The following is a 22,590-nucleotide window of genomic DNA, read 5'->3' as shown; positions in this document are numbered from 1 at the left end:
GCAATGACTAACAATGGTGTTGCATATGTAGATGATGGCAGTAGCAGTCGCTCTTTATTTGATGAAAACGTATTCGAACGGGCAATTATCGGTCATCTCAAAACCTTGGGATATGACTATCTGTATGGTCCGGATGTCAGTCGTACCGATGACTCATATCGGGACGTGATGTTGCCTGGTGTCCTTGAATCATCTCTTCAACGAATCAATCCTCAAGCCCATCCGGCCGCCATCGAGGAAGCGTTGCGCAGGGTTGCCAATGTCGAAGGTATTGATCTGTTATCCCGCAACGTAGAGTTCACGGACTACATGCAGTCCGGCATTGATGTCTCGTATTTTGATGGAGAGAACACCGTATCTGACCATATCAAAATCGTAGATTTCGATCATCCTGAGCGGAACACGTTCACGGTGGTCAATCAGTGGACCTACGTCGAGTATGAAGAGAAACGTCCTGATCTGATCATCTTCATCAACGGCATGCCGATGGTGATATTCGAACTGAAATCACCGTCGAGGGAAAACGTTGATGCGTCAGACGCCTATCGACAGTTGCGTAATTACATGAAGGTCATTCCGACGTTGTTCGTATACAACGCGTTTTGCGTAATGACCGATATGGCCGACACTCGTGTGGGCACCATCACCGCCAACGAAGACCGGTTCATGCAATGGAAGACGGCTGATGGAGATTATTCGAAGATCAGCACCGGGAAACCTGTCCGATGGACGACCATGCTTGACGGCATGCTTCCCAAGGAACGACTGCTTGACATCCTCCGTAATTTCATCTGCTTCTCGAAATCCGAGGATGGAACCGCGAAGATTCTCGCGGCGTATCATCAGTATTTCGGTGTGCACAAGGCCATCGAAAGCACATTGCATGCCATGAGCACCGATGGCAAAGCCGGTGTGTTCTGGCATACCCAAGGCTCCGGCAAGTCGCTATCGATGGTGTTCTACGCTCATCTTTTGCGGGAACAGGTGGGTAGCCCCACCATTGTGGTGACTACCGATCGTACTGATCTTGATGGCCAACTTTATGGCCAGTTCGCGAAATGTAAAGATTTCCTACGCCAGACTCCACAGCAGGCGACTAGCCGGTCCAACCTTATCGAATTGCTGAACAATCGGGAAGCCAACGGCATCGTATTCACTACGATGCAGAAATTCAGCGAATCGGACGAATCGCTCTCCGATCGTAGGGACATCGTGGTGATGGCGGATGAGGCCCATCGCAGTCAGTATGGCCTCCAAGTAAAATTGCATGCGGACGGCAGCCATTCGATAGGTGATGCTCTGAAAGTTCGTCAGGCGTTGCCGAACGCCTCGTACATCGGATTCACCGGCACGCCGATTGAAACGCAGGACAAATCCACACGCGAGATATTCGGCGATTATGTGGATGTCTACGACATGACGCAATCGGTCGAAGATGGTGCCACGCGTCCGGTGTTTTACGAGAGCCGTGTCGTGGCCCTCAAACTGGATGAAAACGTACTGCAGAAGCTGGATGAGGAATACGCGAACATCGCCGACGATGTTGATGAACTGGCCATTGACCGCAGCAAGCATGATCTGGCGACCTTGGACAGCGTATTGGGTGCGTCGGAGACCATCGATTCACTGTGCCGCGATATTGTGCACCATTATGAGGAAAACCGCGCGGATGAACTGACCGGTAAAGCGCTGGTGGTCGCATATTCCAGAACGACCGCCATGAAGATGTATGACAAGTTCCTCGAGCTGCGACCGCAGTGGAAGGACAAAGTGCATGTTGTGATGACCTCATCCAATCAGGACCCGGAGGAATGGCATACCATCATCGGTAACAAGGCGCATAAGCTTGCGCTCGCCAAGCGGTTCAAGGATGACGACGATCCGTTCAAAATCGCCATCGTGGTGGATATGTGGCTGACCGGTTTCGATGTGCCGTCACTGTCCACAATGTACGTATACAAGCCTATGAAGGGCCATAATCTTATGCAGGCCGTCGCGCGAGTGAACCGCGTCTACAAGGGCAAGGAAGGCGGACTGATCGTTGATTACATCGGTATCGCCGGGGCATTGAAGCGCGCGATGCATGATTATACCAAGCGAGACCGCGAACGCTATGGCGATATGAACGTGGCCGATACCGCCTACCCGTTGTTTCTCGACAAACTCGGTGCCTGTCGTGATTTCCTGCATGGATTGGACTATCAACAGCGCATCCATACCGATTCCGCGGAACAGATGGCCGAGGTCATCGCCGATGGCGCGGATTATCTGCTTGATCCCGAGCGTGAGAAGGATCGCAAGGACTTTGTGAAATGCGCCAAGGAGATGGCTCAGGCGTTCGGCCTGTGCAGAAGCATGGTGCCCGACGATCTCAAACTTGAGGAAGCCTACATCGATGTGTTGCGCACTCAGCTGCTCAAAGTACTGAACACGAATCCCGGCAATCCTCGTATGTCGCTAGGCGAAGTCAACAAGCGCATCGCCGCCATCATGGAACAGGGCGTGCATAATGAAGGCGTCATCGATCTGTTTGAAGATCGGAACGTCGAAGTGTCGCTGTTTGATGAGTCGTTCCTTGCCGAAGTAGCGCAGATGAAGCAGAAGAATCTCGCCGTCGAGTTGCTGCACAAGCTCATTGACGATCAGGTCAAGGCATATCGTAAGAAGAGCGTCGTCAAGGCCGGCAAATTCTCCGAAATGCTGCAGCAGTCGGTCAACGCGTATCTCAACGGCATGCTCACCAACGCTGAAGTCATCCAGCAACTGCTTGACATGGCCAAGGAGATCATGGCCGCTCGACAAGAAGGCAAGACGCTCGGCCTAGATGATGAAGAACTTGCCTTCTATGATGCGCTTACCAAACCACAGGCCATCAAGGACTTCTACGACAACGACGAGTTGGTCGCCATCACCCGGGAACTGACCGACACGCTGCGCAAGAACCGCACGATAGACTGGCAGAAGAAAGAGGACGCCCGCGCCCGCATGCGCCGTTCGATCAAACGATTGCTGAAAAAGCATAAGTATCCGCCGGACGAGGTGCCGGACGCGATCGACACGGTCATGCAGCAGTGCGAATTGTGGGCTGACTACGGAGAGGGAAACTGATTCATGGCGAAGAAAACAAGCACCAAAGCTCTCGGATTCGAGGAACAGATCTGGGATGCGGCCTGCAAATTACGTGGCAACATCGACGCATCCGAGTACAAGAACGTTGTGCTGGGGCTGATCTTCCTCAAGTACATTTCGGACAACTTCGAAGCCAAGCACGCCGAACTGGTGGCCGAAGGAGAAGGATTCGAGGAGGATCGCGACGAATACACATCCGAGAACATCTTCTGGGTGCCGAAGGAAGCTCGATGGGAAGTCGTGGCAGCGGCTGCTCATACGCCCGAAGTTGGCAAGATCATTGATGAGTCGATGAGGCTGATCGAGCAGGAGAACAAGAAGCTCAAGGGCGTGCTGCCCAAGAATTTCGCGCGTCCCGAACTGGACAAGCGCCGGCTTGGGGAAGTGGTCGACCTGTTCACCAATGTGAAGATGGCCGAGAACGGCGACACCCACGATCTGCTTGGCCGTACCTACGAGTATTGCCTGTCTCAGTTCGCATCTCAGGAAGGTAAGAACGCCGGCGAGTTCTACACGCCGAAATGCGTAGTGAAGACGCTGGTGAACGTGCTTGAACCGTTCAAGGGGCGTGTCTACGATCCTGCGTGCGGTTCCGGCGGCATGTTCGTGCAGTCCGCCGAGTTCGTGCGTAACCACCAGGGCAACATCAACAACATCTCCGTTTATGGTCAGGAGTCCAACCCGACCACATGGAAGATGGCCACGATGAACCTTGCCATTCGTGGAATCGACGCTGACCTTGGCCCGAAGAACGACGATACGTTCTTCAACGATCTGCACCGCACCGAACGGTTCGACTATATTCTCGCCAACCCGCCGTTCAACCTGTCCGACTGGGGCGGAGACAAGCTCAAGGATGACCCGCGCTGGGAATACGGTGTGCCACCCGAGAGCAATGCGAACTTCGCGTGGATGCAGCATATGATTCACCACCTATCGCAGTCCGGCCGTATCGGCTTGGTGCTCGCCAATGGCTCGTTGTCATCCCAGACGAACAACGAGGGCGAGATTCGCAAGAACATCGTCAACGCCGGGCTGGTGGAAGGCATCGTTGCCATGCCGACGCAGCTGTTCTTCTCCACGCAGATTCCGGTATGCCTGTGGTTCTTGCGCAAAGGGCGCCCTGTCGATTCCAAGACATTGTTCGTGGACGCGCGCAACATGGGCACGATGATCAGTCGTTCGCAGCGGACGCTGACCGATGAGGACATTCAGAAGATCGCCTCCACATTTGATGCATTCCGTGACGGAACATTGGAAGAGGAGAAAGGCTTCTCCGCGGCGGTGTCTATCGAGGATATCGCCAAACAGGATTTCATTCTTACGCCGGGCCGCTATGTCGGCATCGCCGAACAGGAAGAGGACGATGAGCCATTCGATGAGAAGATGAAACGTCTGACCGGTGAACTCGCCAAATGCTTCGAGGAATCCAACCGACTGCAAGCCGAAATCAAAAAGAACCTGGAGGCGATTGGGTATGAGCTTTGAATGTGCCTTAGAAGAAATATGTGACCTCATTACGGATGGTTCTCACTATAGTCCGAAAGCGCTTCCGGGTTCAGGCTTCTACATGGCATCTGTTCGTGATATGAATCAAGATGGTTTTATCTTTGATGGATGTAAAGAGATTTCCGAGAACGATTACAATGCTTTGCAAAAGAATGGATGTTGTCCGGAGCCTGGAGACATACTTATCGGCAAAGATGGTGTCCGGTTCTTTGAAGATATGTTTATCTATAGGCAAAGTCAAAAACCTGCGTTGCTGTCTTCAATCGCAATAGTAAGACCTAATACAACGCTTGTGGACACGAGCTACCTATTCAACTATTTACGTCAGCCGGCTGTAATAGCCGATGTGAAGTTAAACTATGGTTCAGGTTCTGCAATTCCGCGAATTGTTCTTAAAGATTTTCGTCGTTTGCCTGTTGTTTGTCCTTCGATGGAAAGACAGCGAAAAATAGGAGCGGTTATTTCGGCTTTCGATAACGCAATTAATAACTTCAATCGGACAAACGGCCATTTGCGTGAACGGTTTGATATGGCGGCGTATACAGTTTGATCTTCGATACGTCAATCTCGCCTGACATAAGTTTGGGCAACAGGGCACTACGAAGTGTTTCCAATCTTTTTAATTCGATGCTCGTGTTTCTGATTTGCTTGATTACAGGATCTGCGAACATGCAGTAATCTCGAATCTCTGATGCGCACGGGTTTGGCACAGCATATGCAAGAGTGTCGCCAGGATGGACTCGCTGACGTGAACCTGTGGAACCAGTCACGTGTCCTTCAAGATAACCAAAAAATCTATCCTGCATCAGAGCTGAGCAATAGAAGCTATAGTCCTTTTTATTGCTAGGAACATATTCGATAAATTCCGTGGAACATATCGCGCTATCGGCGTTTATCAACTGCGGCAGCCATAGGCGTTGTGTTGTTGGATTAAGCTTCGACACCAAAACAGAATTTGGTACGACTTCATATTTGTTGCTTTTGATTGTGTTCCCCAAGTCGAAAGAAGGGTATTGTTCGGCATCAAATGCTGGGATACTGTAATGTTCCCAATACTTATCCGGATCATTAGCAGGTTTCACTGACTTTTTCCAGATGGAAGCGACGTCTCCTAACTTGATAACAGGCGTATCTTCATTCTCAAATCTATTGGCGAATTCAATCTTAAGTAACTCACGCAAATGGCCGTTTGTCCGAGTAAGACAGTCAATCTGTTGATCGTATGTTCCTAGAACATAGGCGATCTTATGCTGCGTCGTGAGATCGGGAATGGTGACTACACAATGGTGAACGTGGTTTCGGTTGATGCCCGGAACTGCGCTCGCTGTTGTGTAATTGTTCCAATTGATAGTTTTCAGTAGGTAGTAAATAAAGTGTGGGTAATTCCCCTTGAAATCGGAGACATACAGAGTGGTGTTTAGCGGCCAATAGTTATCTGTCGCATAGAAAACCTCACCGATGGTGCCGTATCGTCCGGTGATTACTCCTGGCCCGTGTACTGCGGCCTCATTGTGAACCCCAGAACGTCCTGAAGACGAATAAACAGGGACCTTACCTTTGACTCGTTTCTTTGAAGGCAGATCGTATCCACGCTTGAGTGTGATTGCCTCGCCAAGCGCCATGCTTCGCCATGTCATTGATTGCATACCTATCGTTATTTGTGTGTTGTAATCAAGCCTGTCCGTAGAAGTCCTCGGTGCTGTATTCCTTCCACCTGAGGTACATCTCCCGATAGTTCTTCTTGATGAATTTCTGGATAGTGGCGGCTTCCTTTGCGGTGAGTCTGCCTTGCCTCTCGAGCGTGGTGTCGCCGTTGGCTTTGACAAAGAATTTCGCGGAACCCGATTCGGTGAGCTTGGTGTCGCTGGCATGCACATGCATACATTCGATGACACAGAACGACGTGAAATACAGGTAATACCCGGCGACCATGAACTGGAAGTACTTAGGCATGGTCAGTCTCCAGAAACTCCTTGTTGTTTCGATAGTATTCTTGCACGATACCGACTTCCATGTCGTCCATGCTGGTTTCCAGCACGTTGCCGTCATGATCGAGCACCAGGGCTGATTCGGGCGCATTGAGGTTCAACACTTTGACATGTCCGTCATCCGTGTTGGTGAATGCATAGCCGTTCACGATCATTCCTGCGCTACCGGCAATCGAAGCAATGTCAGGCATGGGCTATCTCGACTTTCTGAATCGGCTGTAGGAAATGGTTGGCGTCGATGTAGAGATCTGTGAGCACCGGTTCCAGGTCGATGTATTCTTCTTCTGGCGCGGTATTGTGCCGGTATTTCGCATCCACCACGAGGTACCCGTTGTCCCATTGCTTGACATTGGTATACCGTTCCAACGAGTAAGGTGCGCGGAATCGTATGCGTGTCTTGCCGTACTCAAACACGGTGAAACCGTTCTCTGCACTCAGATATGCGGTATGGTTTGTCTGCTGAGTGGCGCTTTCTGTTGCGTTCAAACTATCTCCTTCCGCTAATAATGAGTGTTGGCCAGTGCTGATTCCGATTATAAGAGGAAGTGGATGATTATCCCAGATATCGTCGGTGTGATGCCTTCACGTTGCTCTGGCTGACGAGAGCGTATTGCATGGTGGTATCTATCTTGACGTGTCCGAGCAGTTTTTGCACCTGCTCGACTGGCATACCGCGGTTAATGGCATTAGTGGCCATAGTGCGACGGAACTTATGCGGGTGGATACGGGGGAGTCGAAGCTTCCTGCCAAGGGCACGAAGCCGGCTTTCCACAGAACAGATGGCAATGCGATCGTGATCTCCGCTGAGACTGACGAATAATGCAGGGTTGTCGTCACTGCGACTTTGCAGGTATTCCTCAAGATGCAGTTTGGCTCGGGCATCGAAATAGGCTCTTCGCTCCTTGTTGCCCTTGCCTTGTACGATGCATTCGCGTTCGTTGAGATCGATGCTGTCTCGGTTGAGCTTTACCAGTTCACCTACGCGCATGCCGGTGGAGGACAGCAGATCGATTATCGCAAGGTCGCGTGATGTCTCGCAGCCGTCGCGAAGACGCTCCATATCCTCGTCCGATATGGTTTCCTTGACGCGAATCGGCGCCTTTACTCGTCGAATTTTTCTTGCCGGACTTTTGACGATGTAGTCCTCATCTTCCAGCCATGCGAAGAACGTCGCGAGTATGCGCCGGATATTGTCGACCGTGACTTTACTCACATTGTGTGTCTCTTGATACTCGGTAAGGTATGAGCGAAGTTGCTCGGTATCTATTTGGGGCAGTGGCCTATCGATCTTCTTGATGTAGTGCGTAAGCGTTGATTCGTAGTATTTCAACGTGCGTTCGCTGCATCCTTCAAGTTCTTTGGCGGTAAGGAAGGAGTCCAAAAGGGTCGCTGATTCGTTCCCAGTGTCCTGCACGTCTGTGGCCAGACTGGTTGTCAATACATGCTTCAGTTGCCTAAGCTGGCGGGAGTTCAGTGTGTCCTGCATGGCTTTCAATATTGAGTCAATCGTTGCATCGCCAATCATTATGTTCGCTTCCGTGATGGGTGGAGATGGATTACTGGTATCCATAATGCGGAAGTTCAACGAGTTTACCGTCTCAGATAAACGGCCATTTGTTGGAATTAGCAAGAAGTCTATTTCTGCAGGAAATAGTCAATGCGCAAAATGGTTGGGGAAAAGGATCACTGACTGATATTGCAAATTATCGTAATGGTCTTGCCATGCAGAAATTCCGTCCTGAAGGGCATGACAAAGGCCTTCCGGTATTGAAGATACGTGAGTTGCGAGAAGGGAAATGTAGTATAGATAGCGAACGTTGTAAAACAGATATCGCCGAAGATGTCCTTGCACATGATGGCGATGTAATCTTTTCTTGGTCTGGCTCATTGTTGATTGACTTATGGGCTGGTGGAGATGCTGGCTTAAATCAACATCTTTTCAAAGTCACTTCGGCTAAATATCCGAAATGGTTTTATTACCTTTGGACAGATTATTATTTGCCAAGGTTTATATCGATGGCGGCGGATAAGGCTACAACGATGGGGCATATTAAGCGTTCTGCACTTGAAAATACTTCTGTCGCCATTCCATCTTCAAAAGATTTTCAGTTACTAAATGCACTATTTACGCCGATAGTGGATAAAATCATCTCATCAAAAGTCGAAACTATAAAACTTGCGCAACTTCGTGATGCTTTGCTACCCAAACTCATGTCGGGCGAGATTGATGTGTCGAAGGTTGAATTGCCTACGCCGCCAGCACAAACCATTCACGCAAATGGCCGTTTGCTGGTAATCAGGATCAACGCATATCGTGATGAATCATCGAGAGAACGCTGTTCCACTACGGAGGCGGCTCCCAGTGTTCTCCGAGTGTTTCCCAATGTTTACCTCAACATCGACGTGTGAGCGTTCACTGAACCTACCTTGGAAGTATGCAAACAGCATATTCCATCATGAAACGAGCGGGTATCGCCGCTCTGGTGGCCGCCAGCTGCTTTGCGATGACTGCCCCGACAGCCTTTGCGAACGACAACCCGTCGACCAGTCCTTCCGAAACCACCATCACGCAGACCGGACTCAAGCCCGGCCAGATCAAGCACGTGTGGACCATCATCCTCGAGAACAAGTCGTATGACGCCACATTCACGGGCCTGAACCAGAACAGCTACCTGTGGAAGACGCTGCCCTCCCAGGGCGCGCTGCTCACCAACTACTACGGCACCGGCCATTACAGCATGGACAACTACATCACGCTGGTGTCCGGCCAGGCCACGTCCAAGGACCTGCAGGAGGACTGCGGCGTCAAGAACTTCGACTTCGGCAAGAACTCCGACATCATCACCGAGCACACCGGCAAGACGGCGTTCGACCAGAATGACAACTACGGCCAGGTGAAGTCCCCGGCCGGCCCGAACGCGGCGAACGGCGAGAACGGCTGCACGCTGCCGAAGGACGCGCCGACGCTGTTCAACCAGCTCGATGCCGCCGGCCTGACGTGGAAGGGCTACGCGCAGGATCTCGGCAACCAGCCCGGCCGTGAGGACGGCCTCGGCGGCGCTCCGGGCAAGCGCGAGAACAACCCGACCACCAACCCGAAGGTGATGAAGCCGAGCGACGAGGACAAGCAGGCCGGCATCACCTCGTTCACCGGAGCGCAGGAGAACGACCAGTATGTCGCCAAGCACTTCCCGTTCCCGTGGTTCCACGCGATCACCGGCGACGACAACACCGGCACCGATTCGCTGACCAAGCCGGCCAACGGCGGCACGATGACCGACAAGAACCACATCGCCAACCTTGACGACCAGACCTACGGCCTGATCGCCGATCTCAAGAAGCCGGCCGATCAGGTGCCGGCGTTCAACTGGATCACGCCGAACAACTGCTCCGACGCGCATGACGCCGTCTGCAAGGGCAACAACCTGTCCGGCCTGTTCGACGACAACCTCAACCCGAACTACAACCTTCCTCTCGACACCGCGCCGAAGAACCACACCGGCGGCCTGTACGCGGCCGACCTGTGGCTGCGCTACTACATCCCGCTGATCGAACGCTCCGCGGCGTTCAAGGACGGCGGCCTGATCGACATCACGTTCGATGAAGCGAACCCGCCGTTCTACGGCATGTCGTTCAACAACGCGACCGACGACACGAAGGTCGCCAACGACGCGAAGGCCAACGAGAAGTACCAGTACGCCGCACCGACCATGAAGGACTTCCAGGAGGGGTACAAGCAGTACTCCGCCGGCACGTTCCCGCAGGCCGGTCCGATGGCCAAGAACTACATCAACGCCGACCTCGCCGGTCAGAACATCAACGGTCAGGACGTCAACTGGGAGCCTGAGGGTCCGAACACGCCGCTTGCCACGGACAAGAACGGCAACCAGCTGTACCCGGGCTCCGGCGACAACGGCTACATCACCCGTCCGCCGTCCTGCGATGACCCGCAGGATGCGGATCTCGTGAACGCCGACAAGAGCAATTGCGTGCCCGGCGCCCGCAACACCGGCTCCGGCTTCTCCGAGGCCGAGGATCTCGACGCGACCGCCAAGGCCGGCACCGACACGATCCAGGGTTCGGTGAGCGTCACCGACATCGGCCGCAAGGTCACCGGCGAAGGCATCCCGGACGGCGCCTACGTCGGCTCCGTCGTCAACGAAGGCCCGAACATGGTCGCCACCAGCAAGGACCCGGTCACCAGCGCCTCCTTCAAGATCGTCGACATGCAGGGCAACCCGCTGAAGACGACCGGCGACGTCACCGAGGTCACGCTGTCTGCGACCGGCATCCCGGGCCACCTCAACGACGGCGAGACCCCGCTGTCCACGTTCGACGCGCAGGACGCCACCCCCGGCGGCGGCGACACCGGCTCCGTGCTCATCTCCCCGCTCATCAAGCCCGGCACCGTGGTCTCCAAGTACTACAACCACTATTCGTGGCTGCGCACGATGGAGGACATCTTCCAGGTCTCGAAGGGCAACGACAACCGCAAGCTGACCGCCGGCACGGTCAGCGGCGGCCTTGACGGCCAGGGCCACCTCGGCTTCGCCGCGCAGGCCGGCCTCGCCCCGTTCGGTTCCGACGTGTTCACCGCCGCCGCGACCAACGGCAACGATGGCCATCAGACCGGCAACAACGCGAACCCCGGCAACAACGGTCAGAACAACAATGGCCAGAACGGTGGAAGCCAGAACGGCAACACCCAGAACAACGCTAACGGCAGCCAACAGAACATTGGCAAGACCAACAGCCAGAACAAGTCCAACGCCACCCAGCCCAAGTCCAACGCCCAGGCGAACAACGCTTCGCAGAACACGAAGCCGCTGTCCAGCACCGGCGTCGCCGTGGCCGGATTCGTCGCGCTCGCAGCGGTCCTGTTCGCCGCCGGTCTGGTGATGTTCATGCGTCGCCGTCAGCACGAGGCGTGATCGACCATGCGCAACGCAATCCGTAAGACAGTCGGACTGACACTCGGTGCGATCGCCGTCGTGAGCATGCTGGCCGCATGCGGCTCCACCCCGTCATCCACGTCGGTGGCCGACAGCATCGGCAGCATGCCCGGCTACCTCGCCAAATACAGCGGAAACTCGTCGATCGCGAACGGCAGCGTCGGCAATCCAGCGCTGTCATTCCCGGGCAGCCCGGTGAACGTTTCGATGGGCAAGGACAAGGGCGAGGTGCGCATCGACATCGACGGCCCGTCCTATCCGAGCACCGGCAAGGTGAGCGACGACGCGGTTCCGGCGACGTTCACCGCCACCATCACCAACACCGCGAAACAGGGCGGCGCCACGGTCTCGCTGTCGAAGAGCGTCTTCGACGTGCTCGACAACGGCGGCGCCACTCATGTGCTCATCCCGTCGCCGGCCCTGCCCAAGGAGCTTGCTCCGGGGCAGCAGGTGAAGGTCGAGCTGCGCACCACGGCACCGAGCGGCGAAGGCCTGCTGCGGTTCCGTCCTGACGGTGGCAACTCCGCCGCGGGGTGGGATTATGTGATGGAAATCGACTGACGCGCCGGCGTCGGTCGTCGTCATGACCCATGCGAAAGGGCCGTCTCTCGATAGGGGAGGCGGCCCTTTCGTCGTATGCGCTCAGCTGTCAGCCGACCTTGTCGAACCGGAATCCGCCGGCCGCCTTGGTGCTGTCGGTCGGTGTGAAGCGAATCCAGCTCTTCTCGCCGGCGTCGGCGACGGTCATGTCGATGACGCCGCTCGCCACGCCGTCCGGCGTGCAGCTGATCGTCCGGTGCTGCGTGTGTGCTTCGTCGATGGTCAGTTCGGCGTCGAAGCTGCCGGTGCCGGAGCAGACCATCGTCAGCCGGTACTTGCCGACCGGCACCGGGGCCAGCGACATGGTGGCGGTCGCGGCCGGCGGCACGGCGTTGCCGTCCTGGTCCACGGTGGCCGTCGACCACCACGACGCCTTCGACGAATTGACCACATCGGCATCGTCGTCGTGCATCATGTCGTCGTCGAATCCGACCGCCCGGTTGACGGCGGCCATGCGTCTGACGTCGTCGTCGCTGACCGGCTCGGACACGGTCAATTTGTGCTCATCCGCGACGCCGAGCTTGACGGCGATCGCTGCGGACAGCGGGAACGATCCGTCCGCGTTGCGGATGTTCGTCGGCGTGTTCCGGTTGGCGTCCTTCACCTCGAACGTGCTGAGCGCGGGCGTCAGCTGTGCGTACGTGCCGTCGTGATAGGAGAGGAAGAACACGTACTCGCCGCCGACGGCGAGCTTGCCTGCGTCGGAGCCGGAGGCGGTATAGCCGTGCATGCTGATGACGTCTCCGGATTGCGGCAGCCCGTCCGTGGAGTCCTCGTCATTGCCGTTGACGGCGCCGAGCACTTCGGCCGTGATCGTGGTGTCATAGCCGGTGTCCTGCTTGGGTGGCTGGGTGCATGAGGTGATGCGTGCGTAGACGATCCGGTCGGACGACGCCGTCAGGTCCTCGATCGAGTCGTACCACGGCCAGTCGTATTGCGCCTGCGAATCGCGGCCCTGGCATGCGGTGCCGGTGGCCGTGCCGGTCCGCGACGGTGTGGCGGACGGCGTGCCGCAGCCGGCAAGCCCGGCGCACAGCAGCGTCACGGTCAGTGCGGCGATGGTACGGACGATATGCGACGAACGTGCGGTGAGGTTGTTCATGACGACTCCTTCGTCCCGCGGAACCCGGTATGGGTCCCTTCCTGTCTTCCATTGTCCGCCGACCACGGTGCCGGGGCGAGCGTCCGTAATGCCACGCATTACACTGGACGGTTATGAGCAACGAACCCGATGCGATCAACGAGACCGACGAGATCAACGAAGCCGGCGACAACGGCGGAAACGTCGAGCCGCGGCCAGTCGCGGCCGGCATGCACATCCGCCGCGCCGAGCCGCGCGACATCCCGCAGCTGCACAGGCTGCTGCGCGAGGTGCTGGAGGTCCACCACCGTGGCCGCCCGGACCTGTTCAACACCGGCGTCACCAAGTACACGGACGACGAACTGGCCAGCATCCTCGCCAATGACGACACCCCGGTGTTCGGCATGTTCGCCGCCGACGACGCGACGCTGTACGGCTACGCGTTCTGCATCTTCGAGCGGCATGAGCACAGCCATATCCTCACCGACATCACGACGCTGTACATCGACGACATCTGCGTGGACGAGGCGGCCCGCGGCCGGCACGTCGGCACCGCGCTGTACTGGCATGTGCTCGATGTCGCGCGAGACTCCGGCTGCTACAACGTGACGCTCAACGTGTGGTCGTGCAATCCGGGCGCGCAGGCGTTCTACGAGCGGATGGGACTGACGCCGTATAAGATCGGCATGGAACAGATCCTGTGACGTGGTCCGTGCGACCGGGCGAGACTTGCGGATGACGTAGTCCGCGCGGTGTGAAACGTAGGCGCACGGCGGCGCACGGACGGCGAACATGAACGGGACGTGAATGGCGGATGGCCGGCAGGATGGCGGCACGCCAATGATGTGAGCGCTCACATATTCGTGTCGCGCGATCTTGCGCGTCGTCCATCAATCCCGGTATTCTTAAGGCTGTCATCACAACCTATACGTTAAAGGAGTAGTTGTGGCAGCAATTGAAAGCGTGTACGCGCGTCAGATTCTCGATTCCCGTGGCAACCCGACCGTGCAGGTCGTGCTGGACACCGAGGACGGCGCCCAGGGTCTGGGCCTCGTTCCGTCCGGTGCCTCCACCGGCGAGGCCGAGGCTTGGGAGCGTCGTGACGGCGACAAGTCCGTCTACGGCGGCAAGGGCGTTCTGAACGCGGTCAAGGCCGTGAACGAAGAGATCGCTCCGAAGGTCATCGGCATGGATGCCTCCGACCAGCGCGCTCTCGACGACCTGATGATCGAGCTCGACGGCACCCCGAACAAGGGCCGTCTCGGCGCCAACGCCATCCTCGGTGTCTCCCTGGCTGCTCTGTACGCCGCCGCCGAGTCCGCCGAAGAGCCGCTGTACCGCTACATCGGCGGCACCAACGGCCACATCCTGCCGGTTCCGAACATGAACATCATGAACGGCGGCGCCCACGCCGACTTCGCGACCGACATCCAGGAGTACATGATCTCCCCGTACGGCTTCGACACCTACTCCGAGGCCCTGCAGGCCGGCGTCGAGGTCTACCACACCCTCAAGAACGTCCTGAAGAAGGAAGGCCTGAACACCGGCCTCGGCGACGAGGGCGGCTTCGCGCCGAAGATGAAGTCCAACAAGGACTCCCTGAACTACATCATGGACGCCATCTCCGCCGCCGGCTACGAGCCGGGCAAGCAGATCGGCATCTCCCTCGACGTCGCCTCCTCCGAGTTCTACAACAAGGAGACCGGCAAGTACCACTTCGAGGGCGACGACCGCGACTCCCAGTACATGCTCGACTTCTACGAGCAGCTCATCGAGGAGTACCCGATCGTCTCCATCGAGGATCCGTTCCAGGAAGAGGGCTGGGAAGACTGGACCGCCATCACCAAGCTGCTCGGCGATCGTCTGCAGTTCGTCGGCGACGACCTGCTGGTCACCAACCCGGCTCGTCTGGCCAAGGCCATCGAGCTCGGCGCCGCCAACTCCCTGCTGGTCAAGCTGAACCAGATCGGCACCGTCACCGAGACCCTCGACGCCATCGAGCTGGCCACCGCCAACGGCTACACCTCCATGGTCTCCCACCGTTCCGGCGAGACCCCGGACACCACCATCTCCGACCTCGCGGTTGCCAAGAACACCCGCCAGATCAAGACCGGTGCCCCGGCCCGTGGCGAGCGCGTCGCCAAGTACAACCGCCTGCTGGAGATCGAGGAGGAGCTCGGCTCCACCGCGAAGTACGCCGGCTACAGCGCGTTCAAGGCCTGCAAGAAGTACCTGGCCAAGTGAGTCGGCATCGCGAGGCCATGACGCGTCGCGTGTCGTGACCATCGCGTAGCGATCATCGCCCGCCGCATTCGTCCGTCGAATGCGGCGGGTATTTTTATTGCCTATGGGCGTACGATCAGGCAAGGGAACATCGACGGGAACCGGCGGCAAACGCAACCGTATGACGCACACGTCGCGCGCTGCGCGCGACAGGGCATCGGACCGGCATGCCGCGGACCGTTCGTCGGCGTCGCGGTCGGCATCCAAGACCGCCGCCCCGCGCCGCCCGTCGGCATCCGCGCGCGGCTCCGCCCGCACCACGAAGGCCCGCACGCGCAGCAGCGGGCCGATCGTCTTCTTCATCGCGCTGTTCATCGTCGCGCTCGGCTCCATCCAACTGCTGTCCACGTTCTACACGTACGCGATCAACCTGTCCGAACTCAACGGGCTCAAACGCGAGGAGGCCTCGCTGATCGCGCAGAAGCGGGAACTCGAGAACAGCATCGCCCGCTGGAACGACAAGGCGTACGTCGCCGCGCAGGCGCGCGAGAAACTCGGCTTCGTGTTCCCGGGGGAGCAGGTCGTGCATGTCGAACATCCCGAAGCCGTCACCGGCTCCACAACCGACTCGGCCGACGGCGAAGCCACGGCCGGCGATGACAAAAAGGCGTTGCCTTGGTACAGTGAGCTGGCATATTCGTTCGAAAAGGCGGACGGCGACAACGATACGAGCTCGTCGAACTCGTCCAAGGACAACGACGACGCGTCCACGTCCACGACCAATGGCGCCGACGGCGCCGACAGCACGGAGGATCAGCAGTGACACAGCAGGAGACGCCCACGGCAACGGCCGAGCAGGTCCGGCGACCGGCCACGGAGACCAGCGGGACGCAGGCCATCGACCAGACGATCATCGATCAGGCCAGACGGCTGGTCGACCGGTGTCTGGAATACCCGGCGACCGACGACGACATCGCGATCGTCGAACGGCAGCTCGGTCGCTACCCGCGCGGCATGGTCGCGGTCGGTGCGCGGTGCGTCTGCGGCCGCCCGCTCGCCGTGGTCACGCGTCCGGTGCTGCCGGGCGGCGTCCCGTTCCCGACCACGTGCTACCTGACCGGCCCGGAGGCCGTCAAGGCCGTGTCCCACGTCGAGGCCGACGGCGTGATGCGCGAGTACAACGAGCTGCTGGCCTCGGACGCCGACGTGCGCGCCGCCTACGAGCGCGCCCACCTGCTGTACCTGGCGTTCCGCCACGAACTCGCCGTGCGGCTCGGCGACGGCGAGGAGCACATCGCCGGCACCAGCGCCGGCGGCATGCCCGTGCGCGTCAAATGCCTCCACGCGCTGCTCGCGCAGACCTTGGTGATGGGCGAGGGCGCCAACCCGATCGGCGACCTGACGCTGGCGCGCATCGCCGGCGAATTCAGCCCGTCCGTGTGCCGGTGCACGGTGGACGGCGAGTGACCGGCGACAGGCGGCGAAAGATACCACAGGCAAGGGGAGTGATTGCCATGAGCGACGACAAACGTGCGGTGACCGTGGCCGGCATCGACTGCGGCACCAATTCGATCCGACTGAAGATCGCCCGCGTCGACGCGGACGGCATGCACGACATCGTGCCGCGCACGCTGCGCGTGATCCGGCTCGGCCAGGACGTCGACAAGACGCACCGGTTCGCCGACGAGGCGCTGGAGCGCGCCTACGCGGCGGCCCGCGAGTTCGCCGGCATCCTCGCCGAGCATCCGGTGGACGGCCTGCGGTTCGTCGCCACGTCCGCCACGCGCGACGCCGCCAACCGCGAGGAGTTCGAGGACGGGATCGAGCAGATCCTCGGCGTGCGCCCCGAAGTCATCCCCGGCACCGAAGAGGCCGACCTGAGCTTCCTCGGTGCCACCAGCGTCGTGCCGCGCCACGACCTCGCCGCGCCATATCTGGTGGTCGACCTCGGCGGCGGCTCCACCGAACTCGTGCTCGGCGGCGACGGCGTGCACGCGCCCGACACGCGCGTCGAGGCCGCGTATTCCATGAACATCGGATCGGTGCGCATGACCGAACGGCACCTGCACACCGATCCGCCCACGCAGGCCGAGATCGACGCGGCCGTCGCCGACATCGACGCGCACATCGACGAGGCGTTCCGCACGGTGCCGGCCGGCAGGACGCGCACGATCATCGGCGTGTCGGGCACCGTCACCACCATGACCGCCCTTGCTCTGGGACTCAAGGAATACGACCACCGCGCCGTGGACGGAGTGCGGCTGAGCTACGCGGACGCCTACGCCGTCGACGACCGGTTCCTGCGCATGACGCGCGCGGAACGGCGCGAATACAAGACCATCCACCCCGGGCGCATCGACGTCGTCGGCGGCGGCGCGCTGGTGTGGAACCGCGTGCTCGCCAAGGTGTCGGCGGCCGCCGAAGCCGACCACGGCGAGGCCATCGACACGTTCGTCTCCAGCGAACACGGGCTGCTCGACGGCATCGTCCTCGACTATGGGCGCCGTCTGCTCGCGCGATAGCGTACAATAAAACGGTTGGCCGTTCGCGCGGCCGACGCCCCTGTGGCGAAATGGTATACGCAGTCGACTTAAAATCGATCGCTTCGGCTTGCGGGTTCGAGTCCCGCCAGGGGCACCTTGAAACATTCGGTTTTCTTTTGGCCGATAGACTGGCCCGCGTTGTTGCGGAAGGCCGCGCATGCGGCCACATGAGGTAAAGGAACGAACAGCATGGCCGGTTGGATGGACGTAAGCCGTGAATCGAAGGACAGCCTGCCCACGATGCTCGTGCAGGCGATCGTCATCGCCGCGGCGATGTGCGTGTGCGAGCTGGTGAGCACGCCGATCTATGTGATGATGTCCGGCAACGCGTTCACCGCGCTGCCGTGGTTCCTCGTCGCGGACCTGTTCGCGGTCGCGTTCACGTACACGGTCGGATTCGTGCTGCTGTGGGCCGTCGAGTCGCTCACCGCGAGGCTGGACATTCCCAAGTTGCTGCCGTTCGTCTACGCGTTGGCGGGCCTGATCGGGTTCGCCGCGTGGGGGTGCGCCGTCTACCCGGCGGTGATCGACTCGATCATCGTGCCGGCCCACGGCGTGGCGCTGACCGGTGCCGCCAGGTTCGGCATCGGCGTCAACTGCGCGGCCGCGGGATTCGTCGCGTTCTTCTTCGGTGCGATCCTGCCGCAGCGCGTGGCGGAGCGCCGCACGGCGGTGATCGCCGTGGGCGTCGCCACGCTGGTGTTCGCCGTGCTCGGCGGCATCGTGTACGGGATGACGCTGTCCGCGCTGTCGTGACCGGCGACGCCGCCGCGTGACGGACGAGACGCCGCGCCGCGCACGTCGGAACCGTGTCCGGCGACGTGTGCGAACGCTTGCGCGGCCGGGCATCACCGAGTATCCTGATGCACATTGTGCGTTCAATCGGTCCAATCAGGAGGGAACATATGGCAGCGAACATGCCCAAGGTCAACGCCGAATTCGGCGCGACGCCGGTCATCGAATTCGAGGGCGACGCCCCGGCCGGCCTCAAGTCCGTGGAGCTCGTCGAGGGCGACGGCCCGATCGTGCGCCGCGGCGACACCGTCACCGTGAACTACCACGGCGTCGTGTGGGGCAAGAGCGAGCCGTTCGATTCGAGCTTCGACCGTCACCAGCCGGCCAGCTTCGGCATCGGCGTCGGCCAGGTCATCAAGGGCTGGGACCAGACTGTGCCGGGCCATAACGTCGGCTCTCGTCTGGTCGTGTCCATCCCGCCGGAGTACGGCTACGGTTCGCGCGGCGTCCCGCAGGCCGGCATCGGCGGCGGTGATACGCTCGTGTTCGTGATCGACATCATTTCGACCCGTTGACCGACGATATCGACGATATTAAGGAGGAATCATGGGTGAAGAAAAAGTCGTGCCGTTGACGCAGGACGCGTTCGACAAGCTGAAGGACGAGCTCGCCTATCGTGAGGGCCAGTATCGCGACGAGATCACCAAGCGCATCGCCGCGGCCCGCGCCGAAGGCGATCTGTCCGAAAACGGCGGATATCAGGCCGCGCGCGAGGAGCAGAGCAAGAACGAGGGCCGTATCAACGAGCTCATCGTCAAGCTGCGCAACGCGAAGATCGTCGAGGCGCCGAAGGCCGGCACCGTCGGCAACGGTTCGCTGGTGACCATCGAACTGGCCGGCAACGAGATGACGTACGTGCTCGGCGCGCGCGACATGGCCGCCGTCACCGACTACGACGTGCTGAGCGAGGATTCGCCGATCGGCAAGGCCATCATGGGCGCCAAGGTCGGCGATGCCGTGAGCTATCAGGCTCCGAACGGCCGCACCATCAGCGTGACCATCAAGGAAGCCAAGCCGGTCGAATAACGACCGTTCCGTCTTCCGACGATGTTGAGGCCCTCTCTCGCGAGATGCGGGGGAGGGCCTCAACGTATCCACGGCATGTGAGATCGCGCCGGTCAGTGCCGTCGGTGCCGATTAGTGCCACAGCGACACGATCACCATGTAGATGGCGACCATGTGGCAGGCGTATCCGGCGACGGTGCCGGTGTGGAAGATCTCGTGAAAGCCGAACACGCGCGGCCATGGGTCCGGCCTGCGCAGACCGTACACGATCGCGCCGGCGATGTAGCACGCGCCGCCGGCCGCCAACAGGATCACCACGGTGGGGCCGGCGTACGGCGACGTCCAGAACAGGCGCATGAACGCCACGCCGGACACGCCGAACACGATGTAGACGATCACGTACAGCCAGCGGGGCGCGCCGATCCAGATCACGTGGATGATGAGCGCGACGAGCGTGCACGCCCACATGCCCGTGATGATCGAGTTGCGCCAGAACGGCGTGAGCGCGAACGAGACGGGCGTGTAGGTGCCGGCGATGAGCAGGAAGATGTTCATGTGGTCGATGCGGCGGAGCACATCGGTGACGCGAGGCGACCAGTCGCCCAGATGGTAGGCGGCCGAGTTGCCGAACAGGACCAGTGAGCAGGTCATGAACACGGCGCACGCCCACTTGAGCCCTGCGCCCTGCGCGAGACAGATCAGCACGATGCCGGCCGCCAGGGCGAGCGGCGCGGCGACCGCGTGGATCCAGCCGCGCAGCAGCGGCTTCGGCCTGCCGTGCACGTCGAGCCGGATCTTGCGTTCGACCTCGGCGGGGGAGATGCCCTCGAGTTTCGCGGCGCGGGCCTCGGCCTTGGCGATGACCGACAGCGCATGCTCCTCGCCGTGTCGGCGGATGCGTTCCGCCTTGGCTTGCGCCTTGACACGCACCGCGTCGGCCTTGGCCTGCAGCGCGGCCTCGCGCGCCTGCGTCGCGGCGTCGCGTGCCGCGGCCACGGCCGCGCGTTTGCGGGCGATCTCATCCTCGGATATCGTCGCCATCATATCCTCCCAACCAGTAGGTTCCGGTAGGTTACGCTACCGTAACCTACGATAACGTAACCAAATGATTTGTCAAGATCGACGTGGTGAGAAACGCCGCACGCGACGCCGGGCCGGTGCCGCCGCCGTTCGCCCCGCGAAAAGCGCGTGCGGACACGCGTATTGCGTATCATGGTAACCATGGCAGATTTCACACAGATATTGGCGACACGACCCGACTTCGACGAGAGCGACCGCGAATGGCTGCATCATCTGGTGGCCGACTGGCAGGTGATCGCCGATCTGAGTTTCGCCGACCTGCTGCTCATCCTGCAGGACGGCAACGGCGACTATCTGGTCGCCGAACAATGCCGCCCGTCGACGGTCGCGACGCTGCGCGCCGAAGACGTGGTCGGCAAACCCGTGCCCGAGGACATGATCGGCGAACTCGACGCCGCGATGCGCTCCAGCGTCGTCTTCCGGTCCACGGTGCTGCGCAACGTCGGCAAATCCACCGTATGCAACGTGTACGCGCCCGTGCGCCACAACGGCAAGACCCTCGGCCTGGTCGTGCGCGAGACCAACATGGCCACCCGCGAATCCAACGGACGCAACGAATCCGAAAGCATCAACGCCGGCAAGCAGCTGTACGAGATGATTCCGCGCGGCCAGTTCCCGTACCTCGATTCGGTCATGAGCCAGCGCCACAACGCGCGCGTGGCCGACGGCTTCATCATCCTCACCGAAGAGGGCGTGGTGCGTTACGCCTCGCCGAACGCGATCAGCTGCTTCCGCCGTCTCGGCTCGCTCGACCTCATGCAGGGCAAGTTCCTCAGCGAGATCGGCACGCAGCTGCTCCACGAGAACGACCCGCTGCCCGAATCGCTGCCGCTGGTCCTCAGCGGCAAGGCCGCCGTCGACTCCGAACTCAACGCGAACAGCTCCGCCGTCTCCATGCGTTCCATGCCGCTGTACGACACCAACGGCCGCACCGGAGCGATCGTGCTGTGCCGCGACGTGACCGAGCTGCGCCGCCGCGAGCAGGAGCTGCAGACCAAGGACGCGACGATCTCCGAGATCCACCACCGCGTCAAGAACAACCTGCAGGCCGTGTCCGCGCTGCTGCGCCTGCAGGCGCGCAAGACCAAGTCCGAAGAGGTCAAGAAGGAGCTCGAGGAGGCGCAGCGCCGCGTACAGACCATCGCCATGGTGCACGAGGGACTGAGCCAGACCGCCGACGAGATCGTCGATTTCGACAAGGTGATCTCCAACCTGCTCAAGATGAGCGTCGACCTCGCCACGATGCGCGACCAGCACATCAGCATCGAATACGTCGGCCAGTTCGGCATGATGCCCGCGCAGGACGCCACGCCGCTGTCGCTCGTGCTCACCGAGCTCATCACCAACGCCGTCGAACACGGCTTCGAAGGGCGCAAGGAAGGGCACATCATCATCTCCGTGGGCCGTTCCGGCAGCAACCTCAACGTGGTGGTCGAGGACGACGGCTCCGGTCTGGCCAACGAGGAAAGCCACGGCATGGCGCGCTCATCCGGTTCGGGACTGGGCACACAGATCATCAACACGTTCGTCACCAACGACTTCGGCGGCAGCGTGCACTGGGAGCCGCGCCGCGAGGGCGGCACGCGCGTCGTGCTCGACATGAAGCTGCGCGCCGCGCAGAACCAGTAACGAACGGTCGCCGTCGGCGGTAATGCGCCGGCGGCGGCGTGTCGGCACGTTACCGC

Annotated in this window: 22 protein-coding genes and 1 tRNA gene; 16 read left to right on the top strand and 7 right to left on the bottom strand. The window is 59.7% G+C overall.

The window, feature by feature from the left end; translation table 11 throughout:
* Positions 1-3: 3 nt before the first annotated feature.
* From DSM100688_RS08295 to DSM100688_RS08285, 3 genes are read left to right on the top strand one after another with little or no spacing between them, the layout of a single operon-like run.
* The gene (locus DSM100688_RS08295; protein WP_152358621.1) at positions 4-3,108 is read left to right on the top strand and encodes a type I restriction endonuclease subunit R; all 3,105 of its coding nucleotides are present in this window, start codon (positions 4-6) and stop codon (positions 3,106-3,108) included.
* Positions 3,109-3,111: 3 nt separating this feature from the next.
* Positions 3,112-4,617: a class I SAM-dependent DNA methyltransferase gene (locus DSM100688_RS08290; protein ID WP_152358620.1), complete on the top strand. Its 1,506-nt coding sequence runs from the start codon at positions 3,112-3,114 to the stop codon at positions 4,615-4,617.
* Positions 4,607-5,188: a restriction endonuclease subunit S gene (locus DSM100688_RS08285; RefSeq protein ID WP_152358619.1), complete on the top strand. Its 582-nt coding sequence runs from the start codon at positions 4,607-4,609 to the stop codon at positions 5,186-5,188. Before DSM100688_RS08290 ends, DSM100688_RS08285 begins: the two co-directional genes overlap by 11 nt.
* On the opposite strand, the gene DSM100688_RS08280 is transcribed toward DSM100688_RS08285, so the two are convergent.
* The 5 genes from DSM100688_RS08280 to xerA form a co-directional block, all read right to left on the bottom strand.
* Entirely contained in the window at positions 5,130-6,260 is a 1,131-nt protein-coding gene (locus tag DSM100688_RS08280) for a restriction endonuclease subunit S (protein WP_170286284.1), read from the bottom strand. The genes DSM100688_RS08285 and DSM100688_RS08280 overlap by 59 nt on opposite strands.
* A 49-nt stretch (positions 6,261-6,309) precedes the next feature.
* The gene (locus tag DSM100688_RS08275; protein ID WP_152358617.1) at positions 6,310-6,591 is read right to left on the bottom strand and encodes a DUF4160 domain-containing protein; all 282 of its coding nucleotides are present in this window, start codon (positions 6,589-6,591) and stop codon (positions 6,310-6,312) included.
* Positions 6,584-6,817, bottom strand: a complete 234-nt coding sequence (locus tag DSM100688_RS08270; protein WP_152358616.1) for a DUF7723 family protein — start codon at positions 6,815-6,817, stop codon at positions 6,584-6,586. Before DSM100688_RS08270 ends, DSM100688_RS08275 begins: the two co-directional genes overlap by 8 nt.
* Positions 6,810-7,112: a DUF7724 family protein gene (locus DSM100688_RS08265; RefSeq protein ID WP_152358615.1), complete on the bottom strand. Its 303-nt coding sequence runs from the start codon at positions 7,110-7,112 to the stop codon at positions 6,810-6,812. The genes DSM100688_RS08270 and DSM100688_RS08265 overlap by 8 nt, the downstream gene beginning before the upstream one ends.
* 67 nt (positions 7,113-7,179) lie before the next feature.
* Positions 7,180-8,148, bottom strand: a complete 969-nt coding sequence (xerA, locus tag DSM100688_RS08260; protein ID WP_420837496.1) for a site-specific tyrosine recombinase/integron integrase — start codon at positions 8,146-8,148, stop codon at positions 7,180-7,182.
* A gap of 92 nt (positions 8,149-8,240) precedes the next feature.
* On the opposite strand from xerA, the gene DSM100688_RS08255 reads away from it, so the two are divergent.
* From DSM100688_RS08255 to DSM100688_RS08245, 3 genes are read left to right on the top strand one after another with little or no spacing between them, the layout of a single operon-like run.
* A complete protein-coding gene (locus DSM100688_RS08255) occupies positions 8,241-9,035 on the top strand; it encodes a restriction endonuclease subunit S domain-containing protein (RefSeq protein WP_240811850.1) in 795 nt (264 codons plus the stop codon).
* 47 nt (positions 9,036-9,082) lie between these two features.
* Positions 9,083-11,557 (top strand): alkaline phosphatase family protein, encoded by a 2,475-nt coding sequence (locus DSM100688_RS08250; protein ID WP_204316701.1) that lies wholly within the window; start codon positions 9,083-9,085, stop codon positions 11,555-11,557.
* Between the two features lie 6 nt (positions 11,558-11,563).
* Positions 11,564-12,139: a hypothetical protein gene (locus DSM100688_RS08245; protein ID WP_152358613.1), complete on the top strand. Its 576-nt coding sequence runs from the start codon at positions 11,564-11,566 to the stop codon at positions 12,137-12,139.
* A gap of 88 nt (positions 12,140-12,227) precedes the next feature.
* Here the strand turns inward: DSM100688_RS08245 and DSM100688_RS08240 are convergent, their stop codons facing one another.
* Positions 12,228-13,280, bottom strand: a complete 1,053-nt coding sequence (locus DSM100688_RS08240; protein WP_152358612.1) for a hypothetical protein — start codon at positions 13,278-13,280, stop codon at positions 12,228-12,230.
* A 209-nt stretch (positions 13,281-13,489) separates the two neighbouring features.
* On the opposite strand from DSM100688_RS08240, the gene DSM100688_RS08235 reads away from it, so the two are divergent.
* The 9 genes from DSM100688_RS08235 (at position 13,490) to DSM100688_RS08195 (ending at position 19,846) form a co-directional block, all read left to right on the top strand.
* Complete coding sequence (locus DSM100688_RS08235) at positions 13,490-13,963, top strand: GNAT family N-acetyltransferase (RefSeq protein WP_152358653.1); 474 nt, start codon at positions 13,490-13,492, stop codon at positions 13,961-13,963.
* A gap of 241 nt (positions 13,964-14,204) precedes the next feature.
* Positions 14,205-15,503 carry a phosphopyruvate hydratase gene (eno, locus tag DSM100688_RS08230; protein ID WP_125979307.1) on the top strand — a complete coding sequence of 433 codons (1,299 nt, stop codon included), beginning with the start codon at positions 14,205-14,207 and terminating at the stop codon, positions 15,501-15,503.
* Positions 15,504-15,606: 103 nt separating this feature from the next.
* Positions 15,607-16,305, top strand: coding sequence for an FtsB family cell division protein (locus tag DSM100688_RS08225; RefSeq protein ID WP_239519399.1), 699 nt, complete (start codon positions 15,607-15,609; stop codon positions 16,303-16,305).
* A gap of 74 nt (positions 16,306-16,379) precedes the next feature.
* The gene (locus tag DSM100688_RS08220; RefSeq protein WP_152358651.1) at positions 16,380-16,949 is read left to right on the top strand and encodes a DUF501 domain-containing protein; all 570 of its coding nucleotides are present in this window, start codon (positions 16,380-16,382) and stop codon (positions 16,947-16,949) included.
* Between the two features lie 47 nt (positions 16,950-16,996).
* A complete protein-coding gene (locus tag DSM100688_RS08215) occupies positions 16,997-18,004 on the top strand; it encodes a Ppx/GppA phosphatase family protein (RefSeq protein ID WP_152358611.1) in 1,008 nt (335 codons plus the stop codon).
* Positions 18,005-18,040: 36 nt separating this feature from the next.
* Positions 18,041-18,119: transfer RNA gene (locus DSM100688_RS08210), tRNA-Leu, on the top strand.
* A 95-nt stretch (positions 18,120-18,214) separates the two neighbouring features.
* On the top strand, positions 18,215-18,781 hold the full coding sequence (locus DSM100688_RS08205) for a 4-hydroxybenzoate polyprenyltransferase (RefSeq protein WP_152358610.1): 567 nt from the start codon (positions 18,215-18,217) through the stop codon (positions 18,779-18,781).
* Positions 18,782-18,930: 149 nt separating this feature from the next.
* Positions 18,931-19,335, top strand: coding sequence for an FKBP-type peptidyl-prolyl cis-trans isomerase (locus DSM100688_RS08200; RefSeq protein ID WP_152358609.1), 405 nt, complete (start codon positions 18,931-18,933; stop codon positions 19,333-19,335).
* 31 nt (positions 19,336-19,366) lie between these two features.
* Positions 19,367-19,846, top strand: a complete 480-nt coding sequence (locus tag DSM100688_RS08195; RefSeq protein ID WP_152358608.1) for a GreA/GreB family elongation factor — start codon at positions 19,367-19,369, stop codon at positions 19,844-19,846.
* A gap of 111 nt (positions 19,847-19,957) precedes the next feature.
* Here DSM100688_RS08195 and trhA read toward each other — a convergent pair whose 3' ends face one another.
* Complete coding sequence (gene trhA, locus DSM100688_RS08190; RefSeq protein WP_152358607.1) at positions 19,958-20,866, bottom strand: PAQR family membrane homeostasis protein TrhA; 909 nt, start codon at positions 20,864-20,866, stop codon at positions 19,958-19,960.
* A 180-nt stretch (positions 20,867-21,046) separates the two neighbouring features.
* Between trhA and DSM100688_RS08185 the strand changes: the two genes are divergently transcribed.
* On the top strand, positions 21,047-22,534 hold the full coding sequence (locus DSM100688_RS08185; RefSeq protein WP_152358606.1) for a sensor histidine kinase: 1,488 nt from the start codon (positions 21,047-21,049) through the stop codon (positions 22,532-22,534).
* Positions 22,535-22,590: the final 56 nt, after the last annotated feature.

The organism is Bifidobacterium ramosum (genome assembly GCF_009299505.1).
GTDB classification, from domain to species: domain Bacteria; phylum Actinomycetota; class Actinomycetes; order Actinomycetales; family Bifidobacteriaceae; genus Bifidobacterium; species Bifidobacterium ramosum.
Note: the sequence above shows the minus strand (reverse complement) of the source record. Positions and strands in the feature narration are given on the sequence as shown.

Excerpts from the sequence above, each read along its gene's own strand:
- DSM100688_RS08270 (WP_152358616.1), bottom strand. The coding sequence starts at position 6,817 with ATGCCTGACATTGCTTCGATTGCCGGTAGCGCAGGAATGATCGTGAAC.
- DSM100688_RS08240 (WP_152358612.1), bottom strand. The coding sequence starts at position 13,280 with ATGAACAACCTCACCGCACGTTCGTCGCATATCGTCCGTACCATCGCC.
- DSM100688_RS08275 (WP_152358617.1), bottom strand. The coding sequence starts at position 6,591 with ATGCCTAAGTACTTCCAGTTCATGGTCGCCGGGTATTACCTGTATTTC.
- trhA (WP_152358607.1), bottom strand. The coding sequence starts at position 20,866 with ATGGCGACGATATCCGAGGATGAGATCGCCCGCAAACGCGCGGCCGTG.
- DSM100688_RS08205 (WP_152358610.1), top strand. The coding sequence starts at position 18,215 with ATGGCCGGTTGGATGGACGTAAGCCGTGAATCGAAGGACAGCCTGCCC.
- DSM100688_RS08235 (WP_152358653.1), top strand. The coding sequence starts at position 13,490 with ATGCACATCCGCCGCGCCGAGCCGCGCGACATCCCGCAGCTGCACAGG.
- DSM100688_RS08245 (WP_152358613.1), top strand. The coding sequence starts at position 11,564 with ATGCGCAACGCAATCCGTAAGACAGTCGGACTGACACTCGGTGCGATC.
- DSM100688_RS08290 (WP_152358620.1), top strand. The coding sequence starts at position 3,112 with ATGGCGAAGAAAACAAGCACCAAAGCTCTCGGATTCGAGGAACAGATC.
- DSM100688_RS08285 (WP_152358619.1), top strand. The coding sequence starts at position 4,607 with ATGAGCTTTGAATGTGCCTTAGAAGAAATATGTGACCTCATTACGGAT.
- DSM100688_RS08185 (WP_152358606.1), top strand. The coding sequence starts at position 21,047 with ATGGCAGATTTCACACAGATATTGGCGACACGACCCGACTTCGACGAG.
- DSM100688_RS08280 (WP_170286284.1), bottom strand. The coding sequence starts at position 6,260 with ATGGCGCTTGGCGAGGCAATCACACTCAAGCGTGGATACGATCTGCCT.
- DSM100688_RS08200 (WP_152358609.1), top strand. The coding sequence starts at position 18,931 with ATGGCAGCGAACATGCCCAAGGTCAACGCCGAATTCGGCGCGACGCCG.
- DSM100688_RS08225 (WP_239519399.1), top strand. The coding sequence starts at position 15,607 with ATGGGCGTACGATCAGGCAAGGGAACATCGACGGGAACCGGCGGCAAA.
- DSM100688_RS08295 (WP_152358621.1), top strand. The coding sequence starts at position 4 with ATGACTAACAATGGTGTTGCATATGTAGATGATGGCAGTAGCAGTCGC.
- DSM100688_RS08215 (WP_152358611.1), top strand. The coding sequence starts at position 16,997 with ATGAGCGACGACAAACGTGCGGTGACCGTGGCCGGCATCGACTGCGGC.
- DSM100688_RS08250 (WP_204316701.1), top strand. The coding sequence starts at position 9,083 with ATGAAACGAGCGGGTATCGCCGCTCTGGTGGCCGCCAGCTGCTTTGCG.
- DSM100688_RS08195 (WP_152358608.1), top strand. The coding sequence starts at position 19,367 with ATGGGTGAAGAAAAAGTCGTGCCGTTGACGCAGGACGCGTTCGACAAG.